The organism is Bacillus sp. Medicinal_06, assembly GCF_056711665.1.
Map to the genome: position 1 here is coordinate 1 of NZ_JBWYHD010000003.1, position 19,617 is coordinate 19,617.

The 19,617-nt window shown below is 32.2% G+C and carries 17 protein-coding genes and 5 pseudogenes; 7 read left to right on the top strand and 15 right to left on the bottom strand.

The genetic code is table 11. The features are described from left to right. Positions 1–501 precede the first annotated feature (501 nt). A pseudogene (locus AC1M36_RS07105) lies at positions 502–853 on the top strand (helicase-related protein); the annotation flags it as partial. A gap of 360 nt (positions 854–1,213) precedes the next feature. On the opposite strand, the gene AC1M36_RS07110 reads toward AC1M36_RS07105, so the two are convergent. The 3 genes from AC1M36_RS07110 to AC1M36_RS07120 form a co-directional block, all read right to left on the bottom strand. Continuing rightward, on the bottom strand, positions 1,214–1,678 hold the full coding sequence (locus AC1M36_RS07110; RefSeq protein ID WP_336453998.1) for a GNAT family N-acetyltransferase: 465 nt from the start codon (positions 1,676–1,678) through the stop codon (positions 1,214–1,216). A 133-nt stretch (positions 1,679–1,811) separates the two neighbouring features. Then, complete coding sequence (locus AC1M36_RS07115) at positions 1,812–2,342, bottom strand: isochorismatase family protein (protein ID WP_479845680.1); 531 nt, start codon at positions 2,340–2,342, stop codon at positions 1,812–1,814. A 225-nt stretch (positions 2,343–2,567) separates the two neighbouring features. Beyond that, positions 2,568–3,485, bottom strand: coding sequence for a DMT family transporter (locus tag AC1M36_RS07120; RefSeq protein ID WP_336454000.1), 918 nt, complete (start codon positions 3,483–3,485; stop codon positions 2,568–2,570). Positions 3,486–3,633: 148 nt separating this feature from the next. Between AC1M36_RS07120 and pdxR the strand changes: the two genes are divergently transcribed. Further along, the gene (pdxR, locus tag AC1M36_RS07125) at positions 3,634–5,073 is read left to right on the top strand and encodes a MocR-like pyridoxine biosynthesis transcription factor PdxR (RefSeq protein WP_479845681.1); all 1,440 of its coding nucleotides are present in this window, start codon (positions 3,634–3,636) and stop codon (positions 5,071–5,073) included. Between the two features lie 194 nt (positions 5,074–5,267). On the opposite strand, the gene AC1M36_RS07130 is transcribed toward pdxR, so the two are convergent. Together AC1M36_RS07130 and AC1M36_RS07135 are read right to left on the bottom strand one after the other, a co-directional pair. Beyond that, complete coding sequence (locus AC1M36_RS07130) at positions 5,268–5,822, bottom strand: undecaprenyl-diphosphatase (RefSeq protein ID WP_479845682.1); 555 nt, start codon at positions 5,820–5,822, stop codon at positions 5,268–5,270. A gap of 349 nt (positions 5,823–6,171) precedes the next feature. Next, complete coding sequence (locus tag AC1M36_RS07135; RefSeq protein WP_420792378.1) at positions 6,172–6,576, bottom strand: CHRD domain-containing protein; 405 nt, start codon at positions 6,574–6,576, stop codon at positions 6,172–6,174. A gap of 349 nt (positions 6,577–6,925) precedes the next feature. Here AC1M36_RS07135 and AC1M36_RS07140 point away from each other — a divergent pair, with 349 nt between their 5' ends. Continuing rightward, complete coding sequence (locus tag AC1M36_RS07140) at positions 6,926–7,141, top strand: spore germination protein (RefSeq protein WP_336454004.1); 216 nt, start codon at positions 6,926–6,928, stop codon at positions 7,139–7,141. A gap of 27 nt (positions 7,142–7,168) precedes the next feature. Here the strand turns inward: AC1M36_RS07140 and AC1M36_RS07145 are convergent, their stop codons facing one another. The 4 genes and pseudogenes from AC1M36_RS07145 to AC1M36_RS07160 form a co-directional block, all read right to left on the bottom strand. Then, entirely contained in the window at positions 7,169–7,402 is a 234-nt protein-coding gene (locus tag AC1M36_RS07145) for a DUF3947 family protein (protein ID WP_336454005.1), read from the bottom strand. A 195-nt stretch (positions 7,403–7,597) separates the two neighbouring features. Further along, positions 7,598–8,476, bottom strand: a complete 879-nt coding sequence (locus AC1M36_RS07150) for an SDR family oxidoreductase (RefSeq protein ID WP_479845683.1) — start codon at positions 8,474–8,476, stop codon at positions 7,598–7,600. An 18-nt stretch (positions 8,477–8,494) separates the two neighbouring features. Continuing rightward, positions 8,495–8,677, bottom strand: a pseudogene (locus AC1M36_RS07155) (hypothetical protein); the annotation flags it as partial. 21 nt (positions 8,678–8,698) lie between these two features. Then, positions 8,699–10,072 carry an aminotransferase-like domain-containing protein gene (locus AC1M36_RS07160; RefSeq protein ID WP_479845684.1) on the bottom strand — a complete coding sequence of 458 codons (1,374 nt, stop codon included), beginning with the start codon at positions 10,070–10,072 and terminating at the stop codon, positions 8,699–8,701. Positions 10,073–10,196: 124 nt separating this feature from the next. Here AC1M36_RS07160 and AC1M36_RS07165 point away from each other — a divergent pair. Together AC1M36_RS07165 and AC1M36_RS07170 are read left to right on the top strand one after the other, a co-directional pair. Continuing rightward, positions 10,197–11,115 (top strand): annotated as a pseudogene (locus AC1M36_RS07165) (DMT family transporter). Between the two features lie 17 nt (positions 11,116–11,132). Further along, positions 11,133–12,818 carry a M3 family oligoendopeptidase gene (locus tag AC1M36_RS07170; RefSeq protein ID WP_479845685.1) on the top strand — a complete coding sequence of 562 codons (1,686 nt, stop codon included), beginning with the start codon at positions 11,133–11,135 and terminating at the stop codon, positions 12,816–12,818. A gap of 879 nt (positions 12,819–13,697) precedes the next feature. On the opposite strand, the gene AC1M36_RS07175 is transcribed toward AC1M36_RS07170, so the two are convergent. The 6 genes and pseudogenes from AC1M36_RS07175 to yqeK form a co-directional block, all read right to left on the bottom strand. Continuing rightward, entirely contained in the window at positions 13,698–14,168 is a 471-nt protein-coding gene (locus tag AC1M36_RS07175; RefSeq protein WP_479845686.1) for an SRPBCC family protein, read from the bottom strand. A 170-nt stretch (positions 14,169–14,338) separates the two neighbouring features. Beyond that, positions 14,339–15,187, bottom strand: a complete 849-nt coding sequence (locus tag AC1M36_RS07180) for a GNAT family N-acetyltransferase (protein ID WP_479845687.1) — start codon at positions 15,185–15,187, stop codon at positions 14,339–14,341. A 26-nt stretch (positions 15,188–15,213) separates the two neighbouring features. Continuing rightward, positions 15,214–15,849, bottom strand: coding sequence for an SDR family oxidoreductase (locus AC1M36_RS07185; protein WP_479845688.1), 636 nt, complete (start codon positions 15,847–15,849; stop codon positions 15,214–15,216). A gap of 31 nt (positions 15,850–15,880) precedes the next feature. Next, entirely contained in the window at positions 15,881–16,585 is a 705-nt protein-coding gene (gene mtnN / locus AC1M36_RS07190) for a 5'-methylthioadenosine/S-adenosylhomocysteine nucleosidase (RefSeq protein WP_336454012.1), read from the bottom strand. A 33-nt stretch (positions 16,586–16,618) separates the two neighbouring features. Beyond that, positions 16,619–16,777: pseudogene (locus AC1M36_RS07195) on the bottom strand (DUF3885 domain-containing protein); the annotation flags it as partial. Positions 16,778–16,806: 29 nt separating this feature from the next. Further along, positions 16,807–17,450: pseudogene (gene yqeK / locus AC1M36_RS07200) on the bottom strand (bis(5'-nucleosyl)-tetraphosphatase (symmetrical) YqeK). Between the two features lie 169 nt (positions 17,451–17,619). Between yqeK and AC1M36_RS07205 the strand changes: the two are divergent. Both AC1M36_RS07205 and AC1M36_RS07210 read left to right on the top strand, forming a co-directional pair. Continuing rightward, positions 17,620–18,315, top strand: a complete 696-nt coding sequence (locus AC1M36_RS07205) for a response regulator transcription factor (RefSeq protein WP_336454013.1) — start codon at positions 17,620–17,622, stop codon at positions 18,313–18,315. Beyond that, positions 18,305–19,462 carry a sensor histidine kinase gene (locus AC1M36_RS07210; RefSeq protein WP_336454014.1) on the top strand — a complete coding sequence of 386 codons (1,158 nt, stop codon included), beginning with the start codon at positions 18,305–18,307 and terminating at the stop codon, positions 19,460–19,462. The genes AC1M36_RS07205 and AC1M36_RS07210 overlap by 11 nt, the downstream gene beginning before the upstream one ends. Positions 19,463–19,617: the final 155 nt, after the last annotated feature.

Sequence of the window (19,617 nt, forward strand, 5' to 3'; positions counted from 1 at the left end):
CCATCTTTATAAAGAGCTAAAATAGCTAATTTTTCAGCTTTAGAATATTTTATTCGTGACATAAAAACGCCCTCTTAGATAAACAGATTTTTATTTTTTATCTGTCTACTTAAGGGGGAGCATATCAAAGACTGGTTAAATTGGATTCTTCTCTAACAAATCTGTGTTCGATTTTTATAAAAAAGTTTTTTCACTTTTATTATCCTCATTGTACTAAAACACTTACTCGCAATATAAACTTATTGATTAATTTTTTCCCATTCTTGTTCTAAAATACTGTATAAAAGAGAATCACGCCAGCCATCTTTTATTAATAAACTTTCACGAATTCTACCTTCTTTAGTCATTTCAATTTTTTCTAATACTTTTGATGAACCTATATTTCTTGGATCTTTTTTTGCATCTAGAATAACCTATTTTACGAAATCCTTTGTTTCTTTCTCAAAATTTGGACCCCATGGTTGGTATTGGCACACGATTGAGATGCGTATAAATGCACATCTATTCTTGAACGGGAGTACTCCACAAAAGGAACAGGCAAAGATGGTAGAAGATTTTTAAAGCAGACAAGCACCAATTTTTATTCTCTCTTTGAAAGCTGGAGGAACAGGTTTAAATCTTACGGCTGCTAACCATGTTATACATCTTGATCGTTGGTGGAATCCAGCAGACTGACCGGGTACACCGTATTGGCCAAGAAAACTTTGTACAAGTTCATAAACTCATCACAGTAAATACATTAGAGGAGAAGGTTGATAATGTTATAAGTCAAAAACAAGAATTAAGTGGCTTTATGTTATCCTCATCAAATACAAACTCGATATTTGATGAGGATATTGATAATTTAATTTGAGAACGAGGAGATTGTATTTTTATTACGAATTCATCTTTAGAGTTTTTGAAGAACAAATCAACGATACTATTTACATCTTGTACATGAAAGATGAGAAATCTAAAATGGTCTTTACTTTTTCTCACGAGGACCCTATGAAAATAACGGAAGAGCAGCATGGTATATCCTACAATGGCAAAGTTCATGGGATGCTATGCTGTAAATATAACTAAATACCTTTGTTACTGAAAAGCCCCCTTTAGATAATTTTATCCAAAGGGGGCTTTTCGGTACGTCTTTTTTATAAATAGTTGAAATTCATCTTAAACTAACACTTAATTTATATAACTTTGAAAAACAGATATATCTATTAAAAACTATTTAATTACATATCAATTCCATTGTCATAAACACACTATTTGGATCCTCTTTATATTCCGAGAACGGTTTGCAATATTGAAATCCCATACTTGTATACAAACTTCTAGCTGGTTTGAACACACCCATAGATCCTGTTTCTAAGCTTAGCCTCTGGTAACCACGCCGCTTTGTTTCCTCAATTATATGTTGAAGAAGCCGCTTGGCAACACCTTTTCTTAAATGCAATGAAGATGTTTTCATTGATTTTATTTCTCCATGTTGACTATTGAGTTCTTTAAGTGCGCAGCATCCAACTAAATCATTACCTTCCCATGCACTCCAAAATGTAATATCTTTTTTTCGCAATCCGTCTAAATCTAGAGCATGTCTGCTTTCTGGAGGAGAATGTAGTGCCATGCTTTGCAGATGATCCATCAATAATTTTTCTACTGCAGTACCGGTTAAATCATCTATTTTTATCTCCATAAAACTTCCCTTCCTATCCATATTTTCTTCGTGCTTATTTTAAAATTCACAAATATACTACCTTTTTAATTGATGCTGGTACTCTAATTTATTCCAATTGTTTAATGAAATTGGAAAAGCTTTATGATTCCTCTTATAACTTATATAAATCAAGCGGCTGTATTTGTACAAAACGGTTATTCCATACAGATTCATGATGTTCTATAATTTGCTTTGCGCTAAGTTGATTACTATTTAATGTACTATGTGCGTCCTTTACTAGCAAATTATGTTGATATCCCTTACTATAGGCGATTCGTATAGTTGTATCTAAACAAAATTCAGTTTGAGCACCCACAAAAATTAATTGCTCTATACCTAATTTTTTTAAAGTTTGCTCTAAAGTAGTTTGATAGAAGGCGTCCCATGTGATTTTTTCTATAACAATATCATTACTTTCTCGGTGCAGTCCTTTATGTAATTCCCAGGCATGCTTTCCCTTTGCCATTTCATCTGATGAATTTTGATCTGTATGCTGAATGAAAACCACTGGTATCTCCTTTATTTTTGCCCAGTTAATGACTGTATTCACATTTTTAAGCAACTGTTCATGCTGATATAAGTAATTTTTTTCCTCTGAGAAAAAGATTTCTTGCAAATCGATAACGATTAATGCTTGTTTCAAGTGAACCACCCCTATTCGTCTACTAATTTAAGTTTTGCTTGTCCTTAATATGTATTATTTTCTACTGTACAACTTAAAAAAGCCCTTTGATATATAGGGCCATTTTACAAAAACGATATATAATTATAACATATAAAATATTCTAATTCTATCTAATAGTTTGTTTTTTTCGCTATTTACAAGTGCATTAAGATTCTTTTATCCCACAATCAAAATACAATCATGTCACATTTCTTTTTTCAATAATTTCCCCTGTTTAAAGTACATCTCAAGTGTAGAACGATTTGCTAAAAATACCCCAATCAAGATGAGACACGCTCCAATTCCCATTAGTGGATTAATTGGCTCCCCTAAAAATACGTATCCTGTAATAACAGCAATTAAAGGAGATACATATAGCCAAGTTGATGGAAATACCGGATTGGTCTTTGATAAGAGCCAATAATAGAGTCCGTGCCCACCAATTGAACCAACAAATATGAGATACAAAATAGGCCATTGTACACTCCAAGATGTTAATATAGCTGGATTGGGCTGTTCTGTAAAAATAGAAGTAATCAATAGAAAAATTCCACCGTAAAACATTTGGATACCATTAATGAGAAACGGGGATACTTTTGGCAAATCTGAAAGTATTTCTTTTGAATGGATGGAACCTAGACCATAAAAGAATTCGCCGACTAATATGATAACGCAAGCTATACTCCATATAAAAGTAAGTTGTTGGTGCATCCCTGGTAAAGAGATACAAATAACGCCTATAAGCGCTATGATGAAAGCAAGAAATTGTTCTCGTTGTAATTTTGTTTTATTTTTCTTTACTTGTAATAATAAAATCATCATTGGTCCTGTTGCCGAAAGAACAGCTGCTAATCCAGAAGAAATATACTGTTCTGCCCAATACAAAGTTGCAAATGTCATGAAGGTTAAACAAAAACCAGCGTACATAATTCTTTTTGATAACAAGTATGGCATGATATGTTTCCGTTTTAACATAAATATGATAATTAAAATAACACCTGCTAAAAAGAAACGGATTCCCGCTGAAAATAACGGTGGTGCTCCCGCTTCAATCCCAATTTTAATCGTTAAAAATGTTGTCCCGAAAATAATACAAATTAAAATATAATTAAAAATGACCATTACGTTTCCTCCTTTTGATTATTAAGGTGAGTATAAAGGAAGGAGTGTATAACAGTATATCAAGGTATATAACAGTTGGATAAATCTATAGTTGCTCCTACATATGTTTTTAGATTTAATTAAATTAAAAAGAAACTTAGGTGAGATAATGAAGATTATATTGCGGAAAGAATCTAACATACCATTCTATCAACAAATTTATATGCAAATCGTTGAACGGATTCAAAGTGGACTGCTATCAAATGGAGATTTTTTACCTTCATTACGCTCTATGGCGAACGATTTACAAATAAGTATATTAACCGTCCGTAAAGCTTATAAGAAGTTAGAAACGAAAGGATATGTATATATTGAGCAAGGGAAAGGCGTCTATATACATAAACACGAGCGTCGTAAATCTCAATCTCTACCGTATGATTGGCAACATACGAAATCAATCAATGTCATTCGATCTCAATATGTAATGAATCAACATAGAAAGTATTATGATTTTTCACAAGCTATTCTTTACCCTCGCCTATTACCGAATCCATTTCTTTCGGAGGAAATACAAAAAATAATAGATAAAGATCAAATGATATTAGCAACTTATGGACCAGTTCAAGGAGATGAAGGACTTCGATTAGAGATTGCAAAATATTTAAAGGACTATCAAAAACTATCTGTAGACCATTCTAATTTATTAATTACAAGTGGCGCCCAGCAAGGAATTGATTTAATCGCTCAAACTTTATTAAAACCAGGTGATACAGTTATAATAGAGAGCCCGTGCTATGGTGCAGCAATTGATGTGTTTGTAAATAAAGGCGCTCAAATCATACCAATTGAGCTTGATGAACAAGGGATTCGTTCTGATTTAATCGATGAAGTTTGTCAAAAAAGGACGCCAACTTTACTATATGTAAATCCTACTTTTCAAAATCCTACAGGTACTGTTATGAGTAAACAAAGGCGAATGGAACTTATAGAACTGGCGGAGATATATCAGTTTTTTATAATTGAAGATGACTCGTTTGGAGAAATATATTTTGATGAGGCTACAATTCCGGCTCCACTTAAAATCTTTGATACAAACGGGTATGTCATATATTTAAAAGGATTCAGTAAAACATTAGCGCCAGGTCTACGTATCGCAGCAGTAGCAGCGGAGGGGCCTGTCTTTGATTGGCTAAATGCTGTAAAAGCTTTGATGGATATAGGAAGCCTATTGTTAACTCAAAAAGCTATTCAACCTTTTTTACGAACTGAAAGAATGAAAAATCATTTAGCAAAGTTGCGAACTGCCTTACAAATACGACGCGATACTGCAGTAGAGATACTTTCCCCTCTAGCAGATACGATTCACTTCCAAAAACCACAAGGCGGTTTTAATTTATGGATTTCTCTTCCGGATTCAATGAATTCATTTGCATTACTAAAAAAGGCAAATGAAGCTAACATTTCTTTTTTACCTGGAACTGCTTGTTTTGTTCATGAATCGAAACATGATCATTTACGTATCAGCTATTCTATATTAAGTGAACAAGATACTCTGATTGGATTGAAAAAACTTCGTGAAGTAATATACAAGTTTCAAAATGATTATTAATCAAACTCTTTATTATTCACATAGTACATAAAAACGAAAAACAAGTATATACTAGCACTCCCTAGCATGTACTTGTTTTTCGTTATTCTAGCCAATCCTTATTTATCTACTATATTTCCCAAATTCAAAAAAAGATTTTCAATTTGCTCCTTCTCTTACTCCACTAAACAAAAGAAACGACTGATTTACCTTTTTTATTTAAATAATTTTGTAAACGATGAGTACATTTTTATAATCCAAGTAATAAAGGATTGAAATGTATATGTATTTTTATCAATAACTATGCTTGTTAGACTACCTATAACAGCACTACCGATTATGTCGAATGGATAATGATGCCCTACCCAAATACGTGAAAAACCTGTCAATACTGCTAATACCCACATAATAGAACCAACGAAACGTTCACGAAGTAAAATGGAAGTTGCTACAGCAAAAACTAAAGCAGTATGTTTACTTGGGAACGAAGAATTATTCTTTGATGGGATAAGCAAATGAACGCGATGGACAATAAAAGGACGAGGTTTAAAATAAAAAAATTGGATGATACGGTTTATACATAAAGTGACTCCTGCTGAAATTCCTGCATACAAAATAATTTTTTTGTAGAAATTATTTCTAAACCACATACATATTAATATGAAAAGGTATAAATATCGAGTCTTCTGTGAGATAAAAACCATTATCGTATCCATAGTAGTTCCTCGTCCAGCAAGACGATTAATCGCTTTAAATAGCATATAATTCATTGCAACTGTTCTCCTTTATTTTCAGAAATATATAATGTCCTTTAACTTAACTAATAAAAAGCAAGTTATGACTAGATTACCTAGGGTCAGTTAGTCACAAATAAATTTAAAATGGCCCCCACAAACTATAAACCATCCCTCCAACAATGAATACTAAACCTAAAACTAACACGATAAAAGCGAGGATTGATTTTTTATTATCTTCCATGAATTTTACCTCCTATAAAATTAAAAATGTCGGTTCTGTATACATTTCCCCACAACAAAAACCTTTAGTCATAATTATGTCTAAAGGCTTTTATCAGCATACTTATAAGCAGAAACAAACTTTACATACGTCTAAGAAATTTTAAAACCTTTTTATTTGCCCTCGAATTTCTCCAGCTGGATGCTTTTCTGTATGAACGTTTACATAAGTATTACCGGTATCCATCTCTCTTGCAAGTCCTAATAAAGACATACCTTGTAAAGGACCAATAAGATCACTTTCTGTAATCACTCCTGTTACGACTCCTCTATTTACGCTAATTCCGTGTGTAACTGGTCCAAATAAAAAAACAACAGGTCTATTTTCTCCCCTTCTTCCTAAATGAATATGGGTAGCGGTTCCCTGTTCTATATCATGTACTACCAGTTTAAATTGAAGTCTCGTAAAATCACTGTTAAATCTAAATTGCGCTATTCCAAAAGCAGCTGTACAAACAGGAGGTATTTCCTCTCGACCTGTTAATTTAGCAATAAAACATTTGGACAAGACGTGGTTCACTTCCTTATTCATTTGATGCTATATATTATTCATTAGATAAAAAATCAGCTTGTTCATTTTCACTATAAAAGGAATGTGAACATACAAATCCTACACGTTTTCTTTCTAAATAACGCTTATAAAACTTTGCCATTGTTACTGCACCTCTAAAATCAAATCTAAAGCTTCTTAGCATCTTCCATTTTCAAAAGCAGCACACCATGATTGAATTAATTCTTCTTGATTTTTCAAAATGCGTAGAATGCTCTCCATTTAAACTCACTTGTACTATGATTCACTTTTAAAAAAATAAATCATATAGTTTTTTAAATAATCCCTAATAAAGTAGGTGAAGAATATGCCCTCCATTGTCGGAAATCTTGTCGTTCAAAATAGTAACGATCCTTTAAACTTAGGTGATTTTTATAACGTTTCTCCGAAAGAGAATACAAAAGCGTATAACGGCTCCGGATCATCTAATGTTGCTTTTGTTACTAGTACTTTTAACGGTGTAAGTACAACAAATACATTTGATTCTGATGTTGCAGAACAAAATCAAATTGGAACAGCTTAATCGTATGAAAAGGAATAAAATCAATTTTTATAAATTGTACACAGCACCAAATGGAATCGTTGAAAAATACATTCCATTTTGAATAATAATATACGTAGGATAATAATATGATATAACTGGGTAGTCAAAATGCATACCTTGCACCTGTAAGGTGTGTGCCTGCGCGTGTAGTGCTTGATGAACAGACTGAAGTGTACCTTGTGCTGCAGTATATGTTACAGCAGGGACCCGAATTTTATTATTAAAATATGGAACATTCATATTCATTTACCCCTTCTTATCTAATTATCCACATACTGTTTTATATACTATGGATATGCATTTCAAAAAGTTCCAAGTAATAACAAGATCTAACAGTCTTTTACCCACCACCGGAAGAAAATTCATAATAATAAAAAGAAGACTAAAAACCGATATATACAGAGTTTTTAGCCTTCTTTTCATTTTATATAATACTCATTGTTCTTTTAACACATTCCCTTCAAAATATTTTCCCCAATCAGGTTGTCTTCCATCAATATCTTTAAATCCATATTCTCTCGCTAACTCCCATGAGCTAAGTGCTTTTCCTGTTTTATTATGAACGTTCGTATCACTTGCTAAAGCGGCAATTGCTCTCCCTACAAAGAAAGGTGTTTCAGATGCGATAAAGTGAGGATCTTTCTTTGCACCTTCTTGCCAGTTTTCTTCTGTTACACCAAATAAATCTAACATTGCTTCAGAACGGAGAAAGCCAGGACTTACCGCAACAGCAGTAATACCATGTTGCTCTAAATCTTTCGCCATCGCTTCCGCTAAGTGAATTGTTGAGATTTTCGATAAACTATAATATAGGTTTCCACGATATTGATAATCTACACCATCTGTAATTTCAATTACGAGTCCCCTCTTGTTCTTCACCATAAGCGGTACACCATAATAACTCGTCATCATATGCGAATGGACAGCACGTTGTTGTATTAGTAATCCGTTATGTAAGTTATGTTCCCAAAACGGTTTTTCCCATTCAGTAAGCGGATCACCGCCCCAAACATCATTTACTAAAATATCAAGCTGCCCGCTTTGTTCTATTTGAATTCTTTCAAAGAGTTCTTTTATATCTTCTTCGACTGTATGATCAACTCGGACGGCAATCCCTTTTCCTCCTTGTTTTGTAACTAGTTCTGCTGTTTCTTCAATTGTTTCCGTTCTTCCCATTGATGATAAATTACCTTTTGTACTTCTTCCTGTTACATATACAGTTGCGCCCGCTTCACCAAGCATCATCGCAATGCCTCTTCCAGCACCACGTGTTGCCCCCGCTACGACTGCAACTTTTCCTTGTAATGGTTTCATATAAAATTCTCCTTAATGTTAATTTTTTAATTCAATCAATTTAGGTACATGCTCTCGATCATATTTTTTTGTATATTTTTCTCCATCTGAAGTAACAAATTGTAACGTAATCTTACCACAAACACCCGTGTAAAATTTGAACTCGCCTTGTGAATTTGAAATAGCACGTTCCTTATTTGTAATCGAATCTTCATAAATTTTTATATCTGTCTATATGAAGGATTAATCTTCCTTAAAATGGAAATCCACATCATTCACTTGTTTCATTTCCTCAATTACTCTATGAATTCCTACCTCAATTTTATCTTCTTTCACATTCGATACATTTAATTTTAAAAGTTTTTCTTTATGGAAAGAAGTCAAATAATTTTTATCAACAGTCTCTATAAATACTTGATTCTGCCTTAATTTTTTAATAAGCGTTTCCGTAACAATATTTTTTTGTAATGATAAACACGTATGTATTCCTATTTTGTTCCCTTTTTTATATGTAAATAGATGGTGATTTTCTTTATAAATTTCTTCAAGTATTTCAGATAATACCTTAGACCTAGCATAATAAGACAACCTAATTTTTTGCCGGTGTCGTTCAAACATCCCGCTTTTTATGTAAATTTCTAAAGCAGCCTGCGAAATCATTGAACTATCAATATCTAATAGTTTTTTATATGTATGAAACGCTTCTGCAATAGAAGGAGGAATAACTGCCACGCCTACACGTAAACCCGGGAAAATAATCTTTGAATAACTTTTTAGATATATTACATGTGAGGAATTATCGTAACTATATAGTGGATCTTCCTTTTGATTTTGTTCTAAATCTGCTAAATAATCATCTTCTACTATAAATACATTGTATTTCTTTGCAAGAGAAATAATCTTTTCTTTTTCTGTCTTAGAATATGAAGTGCCAAGTGGATGATGAAATCTTGGAATTGTATAAAAGAACTTAATTTTTTCCGTTTCGAATATCCTTTCTAACTCAATTAAATCAATACCTTCAGCAGTACGTTTTATACCCATTACAGGGATTCTATTTGTTTCTAGATATTCAATGTATAGATGATAACTAGGTTGTTCAATAAGTACTGCTTTATTTTGATTTGGAAATGGTATCGAAGTTAATATTGCTAGTGCTTGCTGGACTCCTGAAGTGATAAAGATGTTTTCTTCTTTTGTGAAAACTTGATAATTTGCTAGTTGTTTTTGTACAACTGAAATTAAAGATGGTAACCCTTTAGGTGTACCGTATATAAACAAATCATTCTTATACGTATCAATCGCCTTATTAATACAATGCTGAAAATCTAAGTAAGGAAATACATCAAGATCCGGAGCTGATGAAGCAAAATCAATTTTTTCCGTTTCATCTACTTCATAATTCGCCATTTTCTTCACTACATAATAGCCACTTTGAGGTACGGAATAAATAATATGACGCTTCTCTAATTCATGAAGCGCACGTATAATTGTTGCTTTATTGCACTGATATTGTGTCACAAGTGAGCGTATCGACGGTAATTTCTTTCCTTCTTTTATCTCTCCTTTTTGGATCATGCTTTCTAAATCATTTAATATATTTAAATATTTATACATGATTATCCCCCATGTCTATTTTGTACCGGTACAGTTTATATTTGTTCACATTGTAGCACTGACTCAGAAAGATTACCATGTACATATACTGGCCAGTAACAAATTGACTATATGAGGTGAAATTATGAAAAATATAACGAAAGCATATTTAGCCGCATTACTATATGCATTTATTATTGGTTTTTCATTTATGTTTGTGAAATTAGCATTAACAGTTACAAGCGTCCTTGATACACTTGCTCATCGTTTTACGGTTGCTTTTTTAATAGCGACTATTCCTGTCATATTTGGTTTTGTAAAGCTAAATATTTCATCCAAAACCATACTTGCAATTTTGCCAATAGCAATATTTTATCCAGCACTATTTTTCGCTTTTCAAGCTTTCGGTTTAGTATAGAATTATACAAGCTGCTATACCTATATTTACAATGATTTTAGCTTCTTACTTTTTAAAAGAATATACAAATGTATGGCAAAAAATATCTGTACTCATTTCTGTAATGGGCATCATTTATATATTTGTAATGAATGGTATGGAAACGCATGAAACTAGCTTTATTGGAATTATCCTTATTCTGTTATCAGCATTATCCTCTGCTTGCTACAATGTATTAGCTAGGAAAATGACAAAAAAATTTAAGTTAATAGACTTAACATATATGATGACAATGATTGGTTTTCTTAGCTTCAATTTAATAGCTATCATTGAGCATATAAATAAAGGCACCGTAAATGTATACTTTAAACCATTTACAAACGGGACATTTCTTTTATCCATTTTATATTTAGGATTACTATCTTCCTTGCTAACAGCATTCTTACTCAATTATTCATTGTCTTATATTGAAGCAGCTAAGATGAGTGTCTTTAGTAATCTATCTACTCTTATCATGATTATTGCAGGGATATTATTCTTACACGAACAAATCGCATACTATCATATCGTTGGAGCTATGCTGATCATCCTTGGTATAGTCGGCACCAACTTTTGGGGTAAAAAAGGAATTTATAAGAAAGAAAAGAATACCTCTATTAGTAAATAAAAAGTGAGGGATATTTCATGCAGCAGACAATACCTATCAATATTAGTAATATAGATGAATTAATAAAAAAATTGGATGTACTATTAGATATATCAATATCTTCTAGTCAAGAGCTTGAGAATTGGTTAATACAACAATCACAGACTTTAAATTCTATCAATGAACAACTTATGAAACATTATATCGCCTTTCAACGAAATACGAATGATATAGAGGCAAAAAACACTGTTGACTTTAATCAAAAGTACGTACAGCCTATATTAAAACGTTATAAAAATCTATTAGACCAAAAATATTATGACTCACCCTACCGCTCACAGTTAAATCCTTCTCAGTTTGAATTCTTAGATAAAAAAATTAAAAATACTAGAGAACTCTTTAACGAAGAAAATATTAGTTTAGAAATTACTGAAGATGAGTTGATAACAAGATATTTTGAAATCACTGGTAACCTCGCTTCCATGTGGAATGGTGAAGAAGTAAATCTGTCTGAATTAAATGTCTATCTACAAGATCCAGATCGAAGCATTCGTCAAAAAGCAATGACTGCTATCTCTGAAAAATTTCTATCCGTAGAAAATGAGATTCAAGAAATCTTAAATCGCTTAATTATTATTCGGACAATAAAAGCTAGAAATGTGGGTTTAACGAATTATCGTGACTACATGTTTAAAAAATATGAGCGTTTTGATTACACTGCTGAGCAATGTAATCAATTTGCTGAATCTATTCGTAAATACGTTGTACCGCTTCAAGAAAAAATTCATAAGGAATTACAGAAAAAGCTTCAGGTAGATACATTACGTCCGTGGGATATACGTGCTGTACCTGCAGACCATAAACTTTTACAACCTGTAAAAAATGAAAAGGAATTAATAGAGAAAAGTAAAGCGCTTTTTACTAAGCTTGATTCAAGCTTTTCAGCTCTTCTAGAAAAGATGCATAACCATCTAGATTTAGAAAGTAGAAAAGGAAAAGCACCAGGTGGATTCTGTGAATATTTGCCCCTATCTAAGTTATCATTTATTTTTATGAATTTAACAAAAACACAAGATGATACTGTTGTTTTCTTACATGAGATGGGTCACTGTATTCATCATGATTTAATGAAAGATATTTTAATACACCAATATCAACATTTACCAATGGAGACTGCTGAATTAGCAAGTATGACAATGGAATTATTCACAATGGATAACTGGGATGTTTTTTATAGTAATAAAGAAGATCTCAAGCAAGCTAAGCAAGAACAATTAACACAAATTATAGAGTATTTACCAATTACTCTAATCATTGATCAATTTCAACACTGGTTGTATGAGAATCCAAATCATACCGCTGAAGAAAGAAATGCTAAGTTTTTAGAGCTCTCTACAACATATAATTCAAGCACAGTAAATACAGATGGGTATGAAAGTTGGATAGTCGCACAATGGCTATCTGTACTGCATATTTTTGAAGTGCCTTTTTATTATATTGAGTATGCAATTGCACAAATTGGCGCTCTGCAAATGTATAAACAATATAAAGAAAATCCTCAGCAAGCATTACAAAACTATAAAAAAGCTTTATCTTTAGGTAGCTCTAAATCTGTAAAAGAAATATATGAAGCCGCTGGAATTCAATTTGATTTTTCTGGTGAAACAATAAAAGAAGTAATAAGTTTTGTAGAAGAAGAATTAGAATTACTAGAAAAAATATAAGTAATTAAGAATACGATGCATGTTCCTTTATCTTTAGACCCTAATTTTAAAATTAGGGTCTAAGTTTATTAATTTAAGTTTACATAAAAAAATTATAGAAACCTTATCTTTCATGAAGTAAATTTAATGCTCGGCAACAGTCTGTAAAGAAATACACTCTACTTATAATCAGTATCCGGTACACTTTTTTCTAATTGCTGAAATAGCGTTCCAAAAGAACAATTAGTAACTGTCTATACTTCTATCGGAACTGTTACAACAGGTACATTTGGCATAACCTCACTGTTAATGGGATTGCTCGGGTGGCTATGTCGGTGTTCGAGGAACTTTCATTGCGTGTGGAATAGCGCTTGCCATTACCAATTTAGTTGCATATAGAAACAAACATTTATTCACAAAATAGTATGTAGGTTAAGACTGAAAGATTATTAAAAAGGCACCCTCGGATCCATACTACTATTTGTCATTAAGGAACACCCCTCTTCAATTTTCCAATCAATTAACAGTCAAGAATGATCATTCTCAATGCCTCCAAAAGGTTGTGGACAGACTCATCCCTATGACCGCATTTCTTCTTACGACAATAGGTGATCGTTTCAATGGCTGGTTCGAGTGTTTCAGAATCACTTTCTTTCTCAGCTTCATTAAACAGTTCTAAAGCGAGTTGATTATCATGATTAAACAAAAAAATCACAATACATGTGCTGTTTCGTTTATCCCTTCATTTTTTTATCTGATAACAAACTTTCCCCACACCTTTTCTGTATTTTTATCATTATTAACACTTCTTCTAATATTTTTATTTATTGATAAACATATTTTTAACCTATAATTATTACATAATAATATAATTAATTTACGTCTTTATTTCTAATTTTATTAACTACTAACTTTATATCTTTCATACCATTTTTCCCACTCATCTTTTGGAAACTTCATATCATGTCCATCTAATACGGAAGAAAACATTTCTAAGCATATATGCCATCCAGATAAGTCTTTTGGGGTGTGATTGTTTATTTCATGAATGAACTCCCTTAAAATCAATAGACAACCTTCAGGATTTTTATGTATTTCAAATCGAACTCGGTCTTCTCCCCAAGTAAATTCCAATACGGAATTCATTTGACATTCCAAAATATCGATATCAATGCATTCTTCAGAACCATCCATCATATCAAACTTTATCATACCTCCCTTTCGCAAATCCTCTATGTGAAGGTTCGGCATCCATCTTGCTAGCTTCTCATTCTCTGTTAATACAGCCCAAACTTGTTCTACCGAATAATGTAATGGGCGACTAAATTGGGCTACATATTCATTATTTATTTTCTCTATTAGAGCTAACATTATCATACCTCCAATTAAATCCGCTTTAAAGAACATACGTTCGTTATATTTTAGTATCACATCAAACACATGAAAAAGCAAATAAAAAACATATGATTCTATAAAAATGCAAATCCTTCAGTTTCGCTTAAAGTATGAAACTGAAGGATTTTTCTATTTTCATTTAAACGTTACAATGTATAATACATTTCATACTGAGCCAACGAACTTTTTTCGAATCCACACTTTTTTACAAACCCTTCAAGTAAACCATTATTAGGAAATCCAATAGAAAGACTGGACAGCTGTAATTCTTTACTCACTGTTTGCAACAGACTTGTAGCTATTCCAACGCCTCTATATTCTTTATCAACAAACAAACAACTAATTTTACCATTAGCACTAGTACATATACATCCTTTTAAATCATTATTAATATAGGCTCCATAATATGTATTTTCAGTTTTCTCTATATAATCGATATCATTTTGCCAATTTATATGGAAGTTTAACCATTTTTGTATTCCGTTTTGAAATTCGCTAAACTTAGTTTGCTTTATTTCAACATTTTGTAGAGTCTGACTTGTCAAATTAGAAAGTTCCTTTAAATTATAGTAAGACAGATCAGATACTTTTTCATACCCTAGCTTCTTATAAAATTGAATCGCTCTATCATTACCGACAATGACTTCAAGAAAAAGCTGCTGGCATCCGTTTTTTATCGCTTCTTCTTTATGAAGTTCAAATAATTTATGACTAATGCCAGTCCCGCGAAAATCAGGATGAACCGCTAATGTGCCGCATCTCATTGTTTGTATGCTTTCATAGTTTTTGATTCCGCCAAGTATAACACCGACTGGTTTATTTTCATCTAATGCAATATGAGAATGCTCAAGTTTATTTCCTTCTGGACCGAAAAATCTTTTTATGAAGTCTTCTTTTGAAACTTCCATCTTTATAAGATAATCAGAAAAACCATCTCGAAAAGCTTCGTATACGAAATCGATATTTACTTCGCTACACTTTTTATATTGAATCATATTAAAATTTCCATCTACCTTTCCTACTAATTTGAAATAAATGGACATTTCCCACTATACATTTCATCATGAATTTGTTTTATAATAAACGGCGCAATATCTCCGTTTTGAATCGTAATTCCTGGTAAATCTCTGAGACTCTCTTTTATTTTACCGATCCCTTCCCCGTCTACACCAAAAGGTAATCGTACAATCGTCCAATTCACATTACTATCTCGTATCAGTTGCAGTTCTTTATACTTATCTTTCATCATATCTGAAAGAAACAGACGAAATAACATTGCCCCTATTTTATTTAATACACTCTTAGCATCTCCTTGTACATCCATTGATCCTCCAGAAATAAGAATATATCGCTTGATCCTGTATTCTCTCATTACTTCTAAAATATGATTTGTAACTGTACTAAATATATATGACTCTTTTTTAGGCTGCCCCACTGCATTAATAACAGCATCGCAAGCTTGCAGTAACTGACGTATTGCAGACAGGTCGCGTGCATCTCCTTTTACAACTTCCAAATGTTTATGCGATATTTTAAACTTTTGTGGGTTTCGTGTAAGAATACGGACAAAGTACCCTTCTTGTAGTGCTTGAGTTACAAGGTATTTACCAGCCTTTCCATTTGCGCCGATAATTGCTATTTTATTTATTATTTGCATGACTAGGCTCCTTTAATAAAACATTAATGTATTAACGAACTGTCGTTACTTCGTATACACGTAAAAACGCAAGTAAATATTCACATGCCCTCTCACAAGCGAACATTTTAAAAATCTTTTGTTCTTCTACTGTTCTATCATTCGCTTGATCTGAAGCTGCTTTTAAACAAAGAAAAGGCTTTTTATTCACATGACATACGTATGCAAAAGCTGCTACTTCTTGATCGACAGCTATTGCACCATATACAGTATGTAATAAATATCTTGTTTCCGTACTTCGAATACGCTGATCTCCGGATATGAAGGTCCCGAAATGTACTGGGTCATAAGAGCGTACTTTTTTTATTTTCCTTACGAGATATTGCGTTGTTTCAATAGGAGCTGTTCTGCCAGTATATAAATCGAAACTATCTGTTCCTGTTCCCGCAGCTGTTACATCATGCTGTAGAGTATTAAGTGCAACAACAATATGACCATTTTTTACTTTTTCGGATAAACTTCCACAAATACCTGTCATAAATAACTGTTCAGGTTTAAATTCACTTATTAGTAACTGTACGCAACTCGCACAGTTTACTTTTCCAACGCCTGTAATTACAGATATTACTTCTAACTCATCTATAGAATGAAAATGAAATTCCCAAGCCGCTCGTTTTTCTACACGATGACTTGGATAATGTTGATGCAAATATGTAAGCTCTGGTTCCCATGCTGATACAATTGCAATACGTTTCATTACATTTTTCACTTCCTCCTATTTTCATTTGAATCATTCATCCATACTTTCTCTTTCATAACATGGAATCCACTCTCTGTATTTTATATATAAATCTCGTATCATTTCTTTATTCTTCGCAATCACCTCACATCCTCTATCATCGTAAATAAACATAATAATATCTTTAGTCACATTTATAAAAAATACATCTAAATTCATTCTTACATTCTTTCTAATTTTTAAGCCATTCTATTTATTTTATATTTCAAATCCCAATAAGCTTCCTCTAGCCATGGGTGTAAAACCTTAAGAGTCTCTCTTCTTTCCCATAAATATGAAATATACACAAAAGCCGCATGCTCAAGGGACTTTTCTAAAGCTGACTGAAGTTCTAAAATATAAGGTGGTGTCCCTTTTTGATCCCACTCTATTTTGTCTGCAACAAATAATACAAGATCAATTTGAGACGCATCTTTTTGTAGTGTTGTATGACAACCGATTGCTTTTAATATGGTTTCATTCTTAACTTTAAAAATCTCTGCTGCAATAACCTTTGAGATTTTTTGATGAATAATCATGGGAAATTCTCGTTCCTCTTGTAATATCTCTATCCCTAATTCCTCAGCAACTTTAATGCGTTCATTATTAGGGTATATTGCGCTAATATCATGCAAATAACCAGCAATAGCAGCTTGTTCTTCATTGAGTTGAAATCTTTTTGCTATTTTCCTTGCCTCATTTGCAACCCGCACTGAATGTTCATAAATAAACAAATGATTATATTCTAACAAAAAAATTTTATATCTTTTTCCCAATCTCCACTTGGCTCAAATGTAGCTAGTTTTTTATGTAACACGTTACTCTCTCCTAACAAAACTGACATTCTATATATGATAAGAAACAAAGCATCCTCTTATTTTTATTCGTGATATGTTTTTTAAATCCTTTCCCATACGTTACATGAAATTTTATATAATCTTAACTTCCAAACACCTAAATGTTTGTTATTATATTAATGATGATGAAATGTAGAGAGAGGAATTAAACATACGATGGAAAGAAATATATTAATTATTGATGATGATAAAGAGATTGTAGAATTGCTTGCCGTTTATTTACGAAATGAAGGTTATAACATTTATAAAGCCTATGATGGTGATGAAGCGTTACATATGCTCTCGCTTCATCAAATTGATCTTATGATTTTAGATATCATGATGCCGAAGCGTAATGGATTAGAAGTTTGTCAGCAAGTTAGAGAAGAAAATACGGTGCCTATTCTTATGCTAAGCGCAAAAGCCGAAGATATGGATAAAATCCTAGGTCTTATGACAGGTGCTGATGATTATATGATTAAACCTTTTAATCCATTAGAATTAATCGCTAGAGTTAAAGCGTTATTGCGTAGATCCTCCTTCCAGTACGCTGCGTCGCAAATACAAGAAGATGGGATTATTCGGATTCGTTCTGTGGAAATACATAAGCATAATCATACTGTTAAAGTAAATGGGGAGTATATTAAACTTACATCTATTGAATTTGATATCTTATATTTACTTGCTAGTAATACGGGTAGAGTATTTAGTTCAGAAGAAATATTTGAACGTGTTTGGAATGAAGATGGTTATGGTTCTAATAAAACTGTAATGGTTCATATTAGCAACTTAAGGGATAAACTTGAAACAGGAACAAATAGTGAAAAACTCATTCATACTGTTTGGGGAGTGGGTTATAAAATTGAAAAATGAAACGTTTGATATATTGAAGGTCATCCCAAAATGGAAAATTGCATTTTGGCTTTTAGTTTCTATTTTACTTACACCAATTACTGAGGTTGTCATATCCCGTCTTGTTACAAGTGTAATTGATAGTTCCCTTACATTAACAGCATTAAGTGGAGAATTTGTCAGGATTGTCGGATACGAAAAGTATAGGGGATTAAAAGAGTCTCTTTGGACAATGATGGGATCCTATCTGTTTTTATTCTCCATTTTTTCATTCTATGTTTATATTTTTTATCGTCACGAAAAAAAACTATATTATGAAGTGTGTATAAAGCAAATGATTGAAGAAATTCGTTATATTGCAGATGGTAATTTTAATCATAAAGTATCTATTTTACAACATGATTATTTAGAAGATTTAGCAACTGGTGTTAATCGCATTGTAGAACAGTTAAAAATTTCGATTGAAGAAGAGCGTCAAACCGAACAAGCAAAAAGTGAACTGATCACAAACGTATCACATGATTTACGGACACCGTTAACGTCCATAGTTGGTTATGTTAATCTCATTCATCATGATAATTACAGGGATGAAGTAGAATTACGTCATTATATTCAAGTTATTTATGATAAGGTAACCAGGTTAAACATGTTAATGAATGACTTATTTGAATATACCCGTGTTCAAAATAAAGAGTTACAACTAAATACTGTACCTATTGATATAATTGAATTGCTTGGTCAACTATCAGTTCAATTCCGTATGCAATTTCAAGAAGCGAATATTGAATGTAGACCTTCATTTCCGTCAGAAAAACTAATGGTACTTGCTGATGGAGATAAATTGGTACGTGTATTTGAAAATTTAATTATGAATGCGATGACTTATGGAAATGATGGGAAATTCATTGATATAACAGCGTATCAAAACGGTAAAATGATTGCAATCGATATTACCAATTACGGCCAGCCTATCCCAAGTACAGATTTACCACATATTTTTGAACGTTTCTATCGTGTTGAAAAATCCCGTTCTACATATACGGGAGGATCGGGCCTTGGTTTGGCCATCGCCAAAAGTATTGTAGAGATTCATAATGGAACGATTGAAGTATATAGCAATGATGAAAAAACAATATTTACTGTAAAGCTTCTACCATATAAACAATAAAAATATTTCGTCTCAATAACCAAATAAATTATCTACTAAAACAAAAAAAGTATTGTATTTTTTAATACAACAAAATAATGATACTATCTCAAAAAGAATCATTTCGAGATAGTATCATCCTAACTGGCATTTTAATACTCTGAGTCATCTAATAT